Annotated in this window: 4 protein-coding genes, 2 tRNA genes and 2 rRNA genes; all 8 read left to right on the top strand. The window is 41.3% G+C overall.

The features are described from left to right. The first annotated feature begins 145 nt into the window (after positions 1-145). Positions 146-730, top strand: coding sequence for a Holliday junction branch migration protein RuvA (ruvA, locus tag SFA27_RS19855; protein ID WP_047373848.1), 585 nt, complete (start codon positions 146-148; stop codon positions 728-730). Between the two features lie 57 nt (positions 731-787). Next, positions 788-7,822, top strand: coding sequence for a cell surface protein SprA (gene sprA, locus SFA27_RS19850; protein ID WP_407298184.1), 7,035 nt, complete (start codon positions 788-790; stop codon positions 7,820-7,822). A 107-nt stretch (positions 7,823-7,929) separates the two neighbouring features. Next, positions 7,930-8,307: a glycine cleavage system protein GcvH gene (gene gcvH / locus SFA27_RS19845; RefSeq protein WP_047373847.1), complete on the top strand. Its 378-nt coding sequence runs from the start codon at positions 7,930-7,932 to the stop codon at positions 8,305-8,307. A 25-nt stretch (positions 8,308-8,332) separates the two neighbouring features. Next, positions 8,333-8,659, top strand: coding sequence for a VanZ family protein (locus SFA27_RS19840; RefSeq protein WP_407298183.1), 327 nt, complete (start codon positions 8,333-8,335; stop codon positions 8,657-8,659). Positions 8,660-9,753: 1,094 nt separating this feature from the next. Next, positions 9,754-11,270, top strand: a 16S ribosomal RNA gene (locus tag SFA27_RS19835). Between the two features lie 196 nt (positions 11,271-11,466). Continuing rightward, positions 11,467-11,540 (top strand) — tRNA-Ile (locus SFA27_RS19830). Positions 11,541-11,632: 92 nt separating this feature from the next. Next, positions 11,633-11,706, top strand: a tRNA-Ala gene (locus SFA27_RS19825). Positions 11,707-11,859: 153 nt separating this feature from the next. Further along, a 23S ribosomal RNA gene (locus tag SFA27_RS19820) occupies positions 11,860-14,617 on the top strand. The 16S and 23S rRNA genes sit together here with 2 tRNA genes alongside, the layout of an rRNA operon. Positions 14,618-14,667 lie beyond the last annotated feature (50 nt).

The following is a 14,667-nucleotide window of genomic DNA, read 5'->3' as shown; positions in this document are numbered from 1 at the left end:
TAAAAGACTCCATATTTTGGAGTCTTTTGCTTTTATGTTAATTCATTGAATTCTTATTTGAAATTTAAGTTAAAAATCATTCGCGCATGAAATGAAAACATTAATTAGTTTAAATTGCTATATTTGGGAGTTTTAAAAATTAATAATGATATTTTCTTTACAAGGCAACGTCCAAGAACTTACGCCTACCTACGCTGTTATTAATGTACAAGGAGTTGGTTACTACGTGGGAATCAGCTTGATGACCTCGCAGACACTGGTTTTGAATCAGCAGACTTTCTTATTTATCCAGCAGATCATCCGTGAAGATGCTCATCTTCTCTTTGGATTTAACACACGTTTAGAAAAAGAAATGTTCAATCTGTTAATAAGCGTTAATGGAGTGGGGGCTGTCTCAGCATTGATTCTGCTGTCAACACTCAGCCTTGATGAGATTGCTTCTGCAATACTTTCCGGAAATAGTGCACTGATTCAAAAAGCAAAAGGAATAGGTGCAAAAACTGCTGAAAGAATTATCGTAGATCTTAAAGATAAAGTACAGAAATACAGCGATCCAAACGCGAACATTTCTGTGATGGTAGATAATAAAATTAAGGAAGAATCGTTATCTGCATTAGAAGTTTTAGGGATTCCTAAACGTGCAAGCGAGAAGATTGCGGATAGAATCATAAAACAAAATCCAAGCATCTCGGTAGAAGAATTGGTTAAACAAATCTTAAAAAACATTTAACATTTGGTGGCGAATAGTAAGCATCTTAACATATTTTTGTTCCTGTCGTTCCTGTTTATGTCTGTCAGCGCTTTTGCGCAGGTACAAAAAGACACGGCGATTATAAGAAAACAATATGAAGTGGCCGACCCTACGAGGTACGAAGCCTATTACGATATAAAAACCGGGATGTACTATGTGTATCCTAAAATCGGAAACACCATAACGGGGCCTCCTACAGCAATGTCTCCGCAAGAGTATAAAGAATATATGCTTGCAACCCAGACTAAGGCCTATTACAAGGAGAAATCTGATAAATATAACCTTCTTTTCAGAAGAGACAGATCAGACGCAAGGAAGAAGGGACTTATCCCTTCATTGTTGATTAATAACAGACTCTTTGAAACGATTTTCGGAGGTAATAAAATTGAAATCATTCCTTCAGGGTATGCATCTCTGGATTTTGCCGGGCTTTACCAAAAAATAGATAACCCGATGATCCTGCCACAAAACAGGACAAGTTTCACCTTTGATATTGATCAGAGAATTCAGCTTGGATTATTGGGTAAAGTAGGGGAAAACCTTCAGTTAAAGGCCAATTATGATACCCAGAGTGGTTTTGCTTTCGAAAACAGGATGAACCTTGTTTGGCAGGCAAAAGGAAGCTGGAAAGATCTTCAGAGTAAAGGCCTTGGAAATGTAGATAAACCCAATGAAGGAGGAGAAGATAAAATTATTAAAAGAGTTGAATTTGGTAACGTAAATATGCCGCTTTCAACCAGCCTTATCCGTGGTTCACAATCATTGTTCGGGGTGAAGACAGAATTCCAGTTAGGAAAAACATTCGGAACCGTAGTCCTTTCCCAACAACAGGGTGAAGCTCGTAATATTGTAGTACAGGGCGGTGGTGTTATGAATAACTTTAAAGTCAATGCCATTGACTATGAAGAAAACCAGCATTACTTTTTAGGACATTATTTCCTGAACAAATATGATGATGCGTTACTTAATTATCCACAGATCAACTCAACCATCAATATTACCAGATTAGAGGTATGGGTGCTTGACCAAGGAAACAGTAACCTGGCTTACCAGAAAAGTATTATTGGGATCAGAGACCTGGGAGAAGGTCCTGGCGGAGTTACTTTACCAGATAACTCTCTGAATGGTTTATATGATGCTGTTTCTACAGTCGCAGGAACCAGAGAAGCAGGGAAAAACTATGGTACTCTTTTCCAGGGACAGGTGCTTGGAGCAGATCCCACTCCTTATGATAACGGAGAACAATTCATATACAATACAAAAGCTAGAAAACTGAACAGTAATGAATTTACCTTCCAGCCACAGCTGGGGTATATTTCATTAAATCAAAAACTTAATGATCAGCAGCTTTTAGCCGTTTCATACTCCTTTACCGTTAATGGAAGTAACAAAGTATACAAAGTAGGGGAGTTTTCTGAAGAAAGTCCTGTATTGGTTACTAAAGTATTGAGGGTAAACAATAAAGTGAACACCCAGTCTCCGATGTGGGACCTGATGATGAAGAATATCTATTCTATAGATGCAGGACAGGTATCTCCCGATGGCTTTATCCTTAATGCCTATTACAGAGACCCAAAAACAGGCGGTAAAGTAAACTATCTTCCGGATACTCCTGTAAAAGACCAGAACTTACTGAAATTGTTTAACTGGGACCGTCTTAATATGAACGGTGACATCCAGAATAATAAAGACGGAAGCAAGGGAGATGGTATTTTTGACTTTGTCAACGGGATTACTATCAGGCCGGAAACCGGAAGAGTAATCTTTACGAAAGTACAGCCATTTGGTAGCTATATGCAAAAGGTGTTAGGGGGAACATTTGATCCCCAATACGTTTTCCAGGATCTTTATACCAAGCAAAAACAACAAGCACTCTCCAGTAACCTTGCACAGAGGTATACATTGGAAGGTCGTTATAAAGGTGTTCAGGGTCAAGGTATATCTTTAGGCGCAGTAAACGTTCCTCAAGGATCAGTAAAAGTGGCTGCAAACGGGGTACAGCTTACTGAAGGTGTAGACTATACGGTAGACTATATGCTTGGTACAGTTACTATAATCAATGAAAATGTAAAGCAGTCCGGACAGGCCATTAATATTTCACTGGAAAACCAATTGACATTTAATACCCAAAGAAAAAGATTCTTAGGATTAAATTTAGAAAGAAGATTCAGCGAGAACTTTATTTTAGGAGGGACCGTGATCAATTATTCAGAGTCTCCGCTTACCCAAAAAGTAAACTTCGGACAGGAAGCGGTAAACAATACCATGGCAGGGATCAACTTGATGTACAACAATCAGGCCCCTTATCTAACGAGACTTACCAATAAACTTCCAATGGTAAAAACGGAAGCACCCTCTAACTTAAACTTTAAGATGGAAGCTGCGTATCTGATGCCCGGGTTGAATAAAGGAACAAATAATCAGTCTTATATTGACGATTTTGAACAGACAACTTCCAAGATATCATTAAAAGAACCGGCAGCGTGGAGCTTAGCTTCAAAACCCGAAAAAAATAAATTGCCGCCATTTAATACGATACCTGGTAATGATGACTTAACAAGCGGATATGGAAGAGGACTATTAACATGGTATAATATCGACCCTAGATTCTGGGGTGTTGGAGGGAAAGCTCCTTCAGGAATTACACCACAATCCGTATCCAATCATGCTTCCAGAAGAGTACAATATTCAGAGATTTACAACAACAGAGATTTCGTAGCCGGAGAGCAAACTTTCACTAATACATTCGATATCTCCTATTTCCCTAAAGAAAAAGGACCATACAACGTAAACCCTTTAACAGAACAGGCACAAAGCAGATGGGCGGGGATTATGAGATCCATCAGCGTTCCAAACTTTGTTACTTCAAACATCGAATACGTTGAATTCTGGATGATGGATCCATACGCAGATGGTAAAACACTGGGTACTGATCCAAAACTTTTACTTCATTTAGGAAACGTTTCTGAAGATGTATTGAAGGATGGGAAAATGCAGTATGAAAACGGATTGCCAACTCCAGGTACACCATCTTCTACTACGAATTCAAACTGGGGGACACAGCCAAAACAACCGCCAATTTTATATGCCTTCTCTACAGAAGGAGATGACAGAAGAGTACAGGATGCCGGATATGATGGTCTTACTTCTGATCAGGAAGCCATGAGATTTGGAAATACTTTTGTAAACCCGGTAACCAATATTGCTGACCCTGCAGTGGATGACTTCGTATTCTATCTTTCTGATAAATTTACAGGAAGCCAGGCTGCTTCAGTGGTGGAACGATACAAATATTTCAGAAACCCGGAAGGAAACTCAGAAGCAAACTCTCTGAACGTAGCTTCACAAACTCCAGATGCTGAGGATATCAATAAAGATTACAACCTTGATCAGACTGAAAACTATAATCAGTATGTGATCAAGCTTGATCAGCCAAGCTTAGCGCTGGGAGGAAACAATATTGTAGATGTAAAAACAGTAAAAGCAACTTTCCAGAACGGACAGACTGCAGATGTAAAATGGTTCCTGTTTAGAATTCCTGTTGCTAATTATGATAAAGCTGAAGGGACTGCAGATCCATCTGTATTGAATAATGTAAGATTTGCAAGATTAATGCTGGCAGGATTTGATCAGACTTCTACCTTAAGATTCGGAACAATGGATCTTGTAAGATCAGACTGGAGAAAGTATGATAGTAAAATTGCCAGTAATGATGTTCCTGGTTCAGACGAAGGAGTAGGTTCTGTGACAGATCCGAATTTTGAAGTAGGAAGTGTAAACATTGAAGAAAATGCACTGAACCAACCTCCATATGTATTGCCTCCAGGAATTGACAGACAGGTACTAAGTGGAAATGCCGGAGCTCAGAGACAAAATGAAGCTTCACTTTACATGAAAGTAAAAGATCTTAAAACTGAGGCAAGAGGAGTGTTCAAAAATACAACATTGGATATGAGAAGATACAAAAAGCTGAAGCTGTTTGTACACGCTCATGATCCATTGAACAGAGTAATAGGAATGGATGAGAAAACCAAATTCTTTATCCGTTTCGGAAGTGATGCTACTGATAACTATTATGAGTATGAATCATCATTAAACCTGACTCCTACTACAGCAACAGCTCCTATGGAGATCTGGCCAATGGAAAATGAGGTCGATTTTGATGTTCAGAATTTTGTAGATGCTAAAATCAGAAGGGACAAATCAGGGGTTACTATTACCAATAGAACGGTTGATCCAGGATATCAGCAACCTTATAAAAATATTTATATCAAAGGTAGACCAAGTTTAGGAAATATTACCACAATTATGATTGGGGTGAGGAATTCTGATCCAAGAGAGGCATCCACTATAACAAGAGTTCTTTGGGTAAACGAAATCCGTCTTTCTGAAATTGAGAATGATGGAGGGTATGCAGGAAATGCCAGCTTAAACTTTAATATGGGAGACTTGGCAACAGTGAATGCCAATGCTTCTTATACATCTGTTGGTTTCGGTAATATCGATTCGAAACCGGCAGAAAGAACACAATCTACTCAATCAGCGTTCAGTATTAATACAGCGATCAATGTAGATAAATTCCTTCCGGAGAAAACAGGGGTGAAAATTCCTCTTAATTATTCTTACTCACAGACCATTGAAGATCCGAAGTACAATCCTCTGGATACCGATGTAGAATTCAGTAAGGCACCGAACAAGGAACAATTGAAAAAAGTAGCGAGAACGTATACTCAGCAGAGAAGTATAGGAGTCGTTAATATGCATAAAGAAAGAGTGAATCCAAATAAAAAACCTAAGTTTTATGACATCGAAAACGTTTCGGTAACGGCTGTTTATAATGATGATTACTTCAGAGATATCTATACCAAGAGAAATTACAGACAGTATCTGAGAGGATATGTTGATTATAACTACACATTTAAGCCGTGGGTAATCAAACCTTTCAACAAAATGATCAGTGATACTGCGAAGTCTACGAAGTATTTAAGATGGGTGAAGGAATTCAATTTTAACCCTATTCCTACAAGGATCTCTTTCAGAACTGAAATCGACAGAAATTACAACGAACTTGAATTCAGAAATGTAGAAGCTATCCTGAACGGAAATATGAATAGTGACTTTGATGCCATCAGAAACAGAAACTTCTTCTTTGGATGGCAGTATGGATTAGGATTCAATTTCACCAAATCATTAAAACTGGAAATCAATTCTGCAACCAGAACCCTTAATGATAATCTGGATGTGAATTCTATGGATAACAAATCGATCTTCGGGAATGTATTCAGAGCCGGAAGGCCGGTATTGTATAATCACAGAGCACAGCTGAATTATAAACTTCCGTTCCAGTATCTGCCTTATCTGGGTTTCATTGATGCAGAAGTTGGGTATGGATTTACCTATAACTGGGCTGCAAGATCTACTTCGTTGACTGGTTTTGTTGATCCTAATACGAATCAGACCGCAAGTTTGGGATCTGTCGGCCAGAATACCAATGTTATTCAGGCAACAGCTTCAGCAGATCTTCCGAAGTTCTTTGGTCAGTTTAATTATTTCAAAAATATAAATGCCAAGCTTCAGAAACGCAGACAGGAGATGGACTCTCTGAACAATGTGTATACAAAACAATGGGAAAAAAACAGATACAGATACAAGAAATATAAATTTAAAAATAGACTTACCCCGCTTCAGAGTGCTGCATTCTTCCTTACTTCTTTCAAACAGTTGAACGTAAGTTATAATGAAACAAACGGAACAGTACTTCCGGGACTAATATCAGCTCCTAACTGGTATGGATCCGGACAGACACTAGGAGGGCCAACTCTGGGATTCCTTTTAGGATCACAGGCAGACATCAGAAGAACCGTAATGGAAAACGGATGGGTGAGTGGTTCCAATTATATGACAGATCCATACGTAAGAATGTCTACCAAAGAATTGAGAGCAGATTTACAGGTGATGCCAATGAACGATTTGAGAGTTGATCTTAATGTACTGCATACTTTCAACAGTAACTTCTCACATACAGGATTTAACTATACCAATAATGGAGTTCCTGATCCTGACTTTACATTTGCCAGCGAAATGATAACGTATTCCAACTCTGCAGTACTTCTTAATACATCATTTAAAGATGGACAGGCGGTTTACCAGGCGATCAGAGAAAATGCGAGAGCACTTTCACAACAGTTGGGAGGACCGGGAGCAGTATTAGACAACAATGGATTTGCTCAGCATTATAGTATTGGAAATGCATATGTATTGATCCCAGCCTTTAGAGCAGCTATGGAAGGAAAATCTGTTACACCTATGACCAATCCTAAGAAAGCAGGATTCCCTTTACCAAACTGGAGAATTACGTATTCAGGATTAAAAAATATTCCTATAATCAGTGGACAGTTCACCAAGTTTGATATTTTACATGGTTACACGGCGACGTATACCGCAACAGGTATCCAAAGCAATGTGGATTATCATGGTAACCCGAATGGATACTATCAGACAGTAGATGATGCTGGGAATGTAATCAAAAACGCAGGGGACAAAATCAATCCGTATACATTCGCACAGGTGGGATATGTAGAATCTTTCTCACCGCTTATCGGGATAGATGTTACCATGAGAAACAATATGCAGTTTGGAATACAGTACAACAAAACAAGAATGATGGTATTGGGATTAGTAAACCAGACGCTTACCGAAGATGCCAATACAGAATATGTAGTAAGGCTTGGATATATTGTCAGAAACTTCAGATTGGGAACTGCCAACATCAGAGGAAGAGGAACAAGAGGAAAAGGAAGTGACCTTAACATCAGAGGAGATATTTCATTAAGAGACAGCAAGACCTCCATTATGAATATTCTGTTGAATGATGCCCAGGTTACAGGAGGACAAAGACTGATGAATATCAAACTTTCCGCAGATTATAATGTTTCCGAGAATCTCAACCTGAGAGTATTCTATGAACAGATGACCTCAAAGTATAAGATCTCCACAGCATTCCCGCTGTCAACGGTGAGAGCAGGTATTTCTGCCACATTTACATTCGGAGATTCCGGAGGCGGATTCTAAAAATGATACAAACTTAAAAGTCCTTCAGTTTTGAAGGACTTTTTTTATATCCAATATTTGAAGCTACTATATTTTTGAATACATTTGTACAAAATAAAAATTAAAAAATGAACACACCATCAGAATTAAAGTACACCAAAGATCACGAATGGATCAAGATTGAAGGTAATGTTGCTACAATCGGTATTACAGACTTCGCTCAGGGAGAACTTGGAGACATCGTATACGTAGACATAGATACTGTAGATGATGATCTTAATGGAGGAGATGTTTTCGGAAGTGTAGAAGCAGTAAAGACTGTTTCAGATCTATTCTTACCTATTGCTGGAAAGGTTATTGAGTTCAATTCAGAATTAGAAGCTCAGCCTGAACTGTTAAATACAGATCCTTATGGAGACGGATGGATTATCAAATTAGAAATTGCTGATGGGGCAGATCAGTCTGAGTTACTTTCTGCAGATGATTACAAAGCTATCATTGGATAAGATTTCAAAAATATTTAGTAAGATATTGCCCATTTATTGGGCATTTCTTACTTATATGCTTCTCAAACCCGGAGAAGAGAACCATGAATATTGGTTCATGTTCAGTGGTATTGATAAAATTTTGCATCTAAGTATATTCGCAGCCTTAGGTTTCTCTTTTATTGCTGCATTTCCTAAAATAATATTCTCATACTTTTTTCAGATTATCCTTATCTATGCATTCCTTACTGAAATTTTACAGGAAGAAATGGGATTGGGGAGGTCTATGGAAACATTGGATATCGTAGCAGATACTATCGGATGTCTGTTAGGATACTATATATATAAGTTATTAATCAAACGTTTCTTTTAATCCTATCGGCATGCTTTTGTAAAAGAGCTATTTCTCTTAGCCTCTCACTTATCCAAACTCTTCCACACTCCAACCCTCCCATTTTACTAGGAGCTTCATCCTGCTATCCATTTCTACTCCTCGCGCCGTAGCTTTTCCACGCTCAACCCCACTCACACTCCAACCTTTACTGCGGGGTAACCATTTCTATCAGGGCTAGGGGATGAGGTGAATGATGAATTTCGGGTTTCTGGTTGCGAGTTATAAGGTTCAGATGACAAATACTGACCTCATTATATTTAATAGACGAACTTTATCCCGCTGTCATTAAAACTTTCCCTCTATCTATAATATGCATCATCATCTGTGCAAATTTGCGTTATCTGCGTTTCATTATAAATAATCCTTCAATAGGAAGAGGCTTTAGCCCGTTTAATAAAAACCAATCCTCCCTTGGCTTTAGCCAAAACCTATATAAAGACTATTTGTTTCAAAACCACATCTACTATTATATATATGTATACCTTCCATTACTCATCTCTCTCAAACTCTCCAACTCTCCAGCCCACTCACCCAACCCTCCAAACAAATGTTTAAAATTTTTCTCACTGCGTTCCAGGTGATTAGGATTAAATATGAATAAAATGTAATATTTATGTTAAATAAGTTTGTTTTGCGTTGCAATAAGTTGTTATCTTTGCCCCACTGAAAAACGAGAGTATAACAGTAGCGCAGAAGAGCCTTTAGATAGGCAGGAACATTATAAAACTTCAAAAAGATTCGAACGAAAAAAACTTAAAAACTTTTGACAAAAAAAGTTGTGAGATTAAAAAGAGTTTGTATCTTTGCAGTCCCAAATAAAGGGAGCGCAGGAGTTGATGGATTGAGGTTAATGAAGAGATTAAGGTTACTTAAAAAACTTTAAAATTTTCTTCAGAAACATTTGGTCAATTAAAAATAAAGTTTTACTTTTGCACTCGCAAATACGGAGCGACACTGACAGAGAGATTGCTTCGTTAAAAAGCGGAAGATATAAAGATCATTGACATACAATATAACAACCAAGTAAGGAAAAACTAAAGCGTTAAGAAACTTTGAGTGAGTCAGACAAACATACAATGGAGAGTTTGATCCTGGCTCAGGATGAACGCTAGCGGGAGGCCTAACACATGCAAGCCGAGCGGTATTGTTTCTTCGGAAATGAGAGAGCGGCGTACGGGTGCGGAACACGTGTGCAACCTGCCTTTATCTGGGGGATAGCCTTTCGAAAGGGAGATTAATACCCCATAATATATTAAGTGGCATCACTTGATATTGAAAACTCCGGTGGATAGAGATGGGCACGCGCAAGATTAGATAGTTGGTGAGGTAACGGCTCACCAAGTCTACGATCTTTAGGGGGCCTGAGAGGGTGATCCCCCACACTGGTACTGAGACACGGACCAGACTCCTACGGGAGGCAGCAGTGAGGAATATTGGACAATGGGTGAGAGCCTGATCCAGCCATCCCGCGTGAAGGACGACGGCCCTATGGGTTGTAAACTTCTTTTGTATAGGGATAAACCTACTCTCGTGAGAGTAGCTGAAGGTACTATACGAATAAGCACCGGCTAACTCCGTGCCAGCAGCCGCGGTAATACGGAGGGTGCAAGCGTTATCCGGATTTATTGGGTTTAAAGGGTCCGTAGGCGGATCTGTAAGTCAGTGGTGAAATCTCACAGCTTAACTGTGAAACTGCCATTGATACTGCAGGTCTTGAGTGTTGTTGAAGTAGCTGGAATAAGTAGTGTAGCGGTGAAATGCATAGATATTACTTAGAACACCAATTGCGAAGGCAGGTTACTAAGCAACAACTGACGCTGATGGACGAAAGCGTGGGGAGCGAACAGGATTAGATACCCTGGTAGTCCACGCCGTAAACGATGCTAACTCGTTTTTGGATTTTCGGATTCAGAGACTAAGCGAAAGTGATAAGTTAGCCACCTGGGGAGTACGTTCGCAAGAATGAAACTCAAAGGAATTGACGGGGGCCCGCACAAGCGGTGGATTATGTGGTTTAATTCGATGATACGCGAGGAACCTTACCAAGGCTTAAATGGGAAATGACAGGTTTAGAAATAGACTTTTCTTCGGACATTTTTCAAGGTGCTGCATGGTTGTCGTCAGCTCGTGCCGTGAGGTGTTAGGTTAAGTCCTGCAACGAGCGCAACCCCTGTCACTAGTTGCCATCATTAAGTTGGGGACTCTAGTGAGACTGCCTACGCAAGTAGAGAGGAAGGTGGGGATGACGTCAAATCATCACGGCCCTTACGCCTTGGGCCACACACGTAATACAATGGCCGGTACAGAGGGCAGCTACACTGCGAAGTGATGCAAATCTCGAAAGCCGGTCTCAGTTCGGATTGGAGTCTGCAACTCGACTCTATGAAGCTGGAATCGCTAGTAATCGCGCATCAGCCATGGCGCGGTGAATACGTTCCCGGGCCTTGTACACACCGCCCGTCAAGCCATGGAAGTCTGGGGTACCTGAAGTCGGTGACCGTAACAGGAGCTGCCTAGGGTAAAACAGGTAACTAGGGCTAAGTCGTAACAAGGTAGCCGTACCGGAAGGTGCGGCTGGAACATCTCATTTTAGAGCGTCATTAGACGATAAACAAAATTAGTACGCAAGTACAAAGCACTTACTTAAAGTTCAAGCTTTAGTTTTTTGTTTGGTTGGTTATATAAAAAAATACAAAACCCACTAGAAATTAGTATAGGGAAAGAGATTGAGAAATGAAGAAGAGGAAAAGGAATAACTTATTACTCATCACCCATTACTCATACAAAGTCTCGTAGCTCAGCTGGTTAGAGCGCTACACTGATAATGTAGAGGTCGGCAGTTCGAGCCTGCCCGAGACTACTAATTAAAGGAGTTAGGATGTAGGTTGCAGATATTAGGGAATAGCATATAAATGGTATGAACTAGCAACAGACAACTATCAACTACTAGAGGGGGAATTAGCTCAGCTGGCTAGAGCGCCTGCCTTGCACGCAGGAGGTCAAGGGTTCGACTCCCTTATTCTCCACAGTTTTGGAAGATTGATTTAAAAGTTACGGATGGAGCCAAAAACAACATCTGTTCATCAATTGGACAAGAAGATATTAAGATCATTGACATTAACGGTAAAGACATCACAAAGAGAAAACCGAGCGCATAAAGCGCTTGAGTAACCAATAGGAAAGAAATCGTTAAGGGCGTATGGCGGATGCCTAGGCTTTCAGAGGCGAAGAAGGACGTGGTAAGCTGCGAAAAGCTGCGGGGATTGGCACACACGAATTGATCCGCAGATGTCCGAATGGGGCAACCCGTCTGGTTGAAGACCAGTCATCCCTTAGGGGAAGCAAACCCGGAGAACTGAAACATCTAAGTACCCGGAGGAAAAGAAATCGAAGAGATTCCGTAAGTAGTGGCGAGCGAAAGCGGATTAGCCCAAAAGTCGTTATATGTTTAATAGAATGTTCTGGAAAGAACAGCCGTAGAGGGTGATAGCCCCGTATATGAAAGGCATATATTGATGATAAATGAGTAGGGCGGGACACGTGAAATCCTGTCTGAATATGGGGGGACCATCCTCCAAGGCTAAATACTCCTGAAAGACCGATAGTGAACAAGTACTGTGAAGGAAAGGTGAAAAGCACTTCGAATAGAAGGGTGAAATAGAACCTGAAACCGTACGCCTACAAGCGGTCGGAGCAGCATTAAGCTGTGACGGCGTGCCTTTTGCATAATGAGCCTACGAGTTAATTTTACTAGCGAGGTTAAGGTATTAAGTACCGGAGCCGGAGCGAAAGCGAGTCTGAATAGGGCGGATAGTTAGTAGGATTAGACGCGAAACCTTGTGATCTACCCATGGGCAGGTTGAAGCTCTGGTAACACAGAGTGGAGGACCGAACCGGTTGACGTTGAAAAGTCTTCGGATGACCTGTGGGTAGGGGTGAAAGGCCAATCAAACTGGGAGATAGCTCGTACTCTCCGAAATGCATTTAGGTGCAGCGTCGTATATAAGTTTATTAGAGGTAGAGCTACTGATTGGATGCGGGGGTTTCATCGCCTACCAATTCCTGACAAACTCCGAATGCTAATAAATGTTCTACGGCAGTGAGGGCATGGGTGCTAAGGTCCATGTCCGAGAGGGAAAGAACCCAGACCAACAGCTAAGGTCCCAAAATATATGTTAAGTTGAAACAACGCGGTTGGACTGCATTGACAGCTAGGATGTTGGCTTGGAAGCAGCCATTCATTTAAAGAGTGCGTAACAGCTCACTAGTCGAGCGGTCCGGCATGGATAATAATCGGGCATAAACATATTACCGAAGCTATGGATTTATATTTTAGATATATCTGGTAGGAGAGCATTCTATTTGCGCCGAAGCAGTATCGTGAGGTATTGTGGAGCGGATAGAAAAGAAAATGTAGGCATAAGTAACGATAAAGCAGGCGAGAAACCTGCTCACCGAAAGACCAAGGCTTCCTCAGCCATGCTAATCAGCTGAGGGTTAGTCGGGACCTAACGCGAACCCGAAAGGGGTAGTGGATGGACAATGGGTTAATATTCCCATACTTGCTCACACTAAAAAGGGGACGGTTGGATGTAGCTGCTAAAGACTGACGGAATAGTCAAGGCCTAGCCTTCGGGCGAAGCTGCTGTAGTGTAATCTGATCCAAGAAAAGCCGAAGTGAAGCAACCCGTACCAAAACCGACACAGGTGGTCGAGGAGAGAATCCTAAGGTGCTCGAGTGAGTCGTGGCTAAGGAACTAGGCAAAATAGTCTCGTAACTTCGGAAGAAGAGACGCCATCAGCAATGGTGGCCGCAGTGAAGAGGCCCAGGCGACTGTTTATCAAAAACACAGGACTCTGCTAAATCGAAAGATGCTGTATAGGGTCTGACACCTGCCCGGTGCTGGAAGGTTAAGGAAGGTGCTTAGGGTTAAACCGAAGGCATTAACTGAAGCCCCAGTAAACGGCGGCCGTAACTATAACGGTCCTAAGGTAGCGAAATTCCTTGTCGGGTAAGTTCCGACCTGCACGAATGGTGTAACGATCTGGGCACTGTCTCAGCCACGAGCTCGGTGAAATTGTAGTATCGGTGAAGATGCCGATTACCCGCAATGGGACGAAAAGACCCTGTGAACCTTTACTATAACTTCGTATTGACTTTGAGTAAGTAATGTGTAGGATAGGTGGGAGGCTTTGAAGCTTGCACGCTAGTGTAGGTGGAGCCAACGTTGAAATACCACCCTTTACTTACTTGGAGCCTAACTTCTTTTAGAAGGACATTGCGTGGTGGGTAGTTTGACTGGGGTGGTCGCCTCCAAAAGAGTAACGGAGGCTTTCAAAGGTACCCTCAGCACGCTTGGTAACCGTGCGTAGAGTGTAATGGCATAAGGGTGCTTGACTGTGAGACCTACAAGTCGATCAGGTGCGAAAGCAGGACATAGTGATCCGGTGGTTCCGTATGGAAGGGCCATCGCTCATAGGATAAAAGGTACTCCGGGGATAACAGGCTAGTCTCCCCCAAGAGCTCACATCGACGGGGAGGTTCGGCACCTCGATGTCGGCTCGTCACATCCTGGGGCTGGAGAAGGTCCCAAGGGTTGGGCTGTTCGCCCATTAAAGTGGCACGCGAGCTGGGTTCAGAACGTCGTGAGACAGTTCGGTCTCTATCTATTGCGGGCGTTAGATGTTTGAGAGGGCTTGATTCTAGTACGAGAGGACCGAATTGAACAAACCTCTGGTGTATCAGTTGTACCGCCAGGTGCACCGCTGAGTAGCTACGTTTGGAAGAGATAAGCACTGAAAGCATATAAGTGCGAAACTCGCCTCAAGATGAGACATCTTTTAAGGGTCGTTGGAGATGACGACGTTGATAGGCTACAGGTGTAAAGACAGTAATGTCATAGCCGAGTAGTACTAATTACCCGTAGATTTATAGTCTATGGTTACTAATATAAACCAAGTGCTTTATGTGCATTGAAGGTTTTGTC

The sequence above is a fragment of the Chryseobacterium sp. HR92 genome, from assembly GCF_045689405.1.
GTDB classification, from domain to species: domain Bacteria; phylum Bacteroidota; class Bacteroidia; order Flavobacteriales; family Weeksellaceae; genus Chryseobacterium; species Chryseobacterium viscerum_A.
This window is presented reverse-complemented; position numbering and strand designations above follow the sequence as displayed.

Coding starts and splice junctions, on each gene's coding strand:
- ruvA (WP_047373848.1), top strand. CDS start 146: ATGATATTTTCTTTACAAGGCAACGTCCAAGAACTTACGCCTACCTAC.
- sprA (WP_407298184.1), top strand. CDS start 788: ATGTCTGTCAGCGCTTTTGCGCAGGTACAAAAAGACACGGCGATTATA.
- gcvH (WP_047373847.1), top strand. CDS start 7,930: ATGAACACACCATCAGAATTAAAGTACACCAAAGATCACGAATGGATC.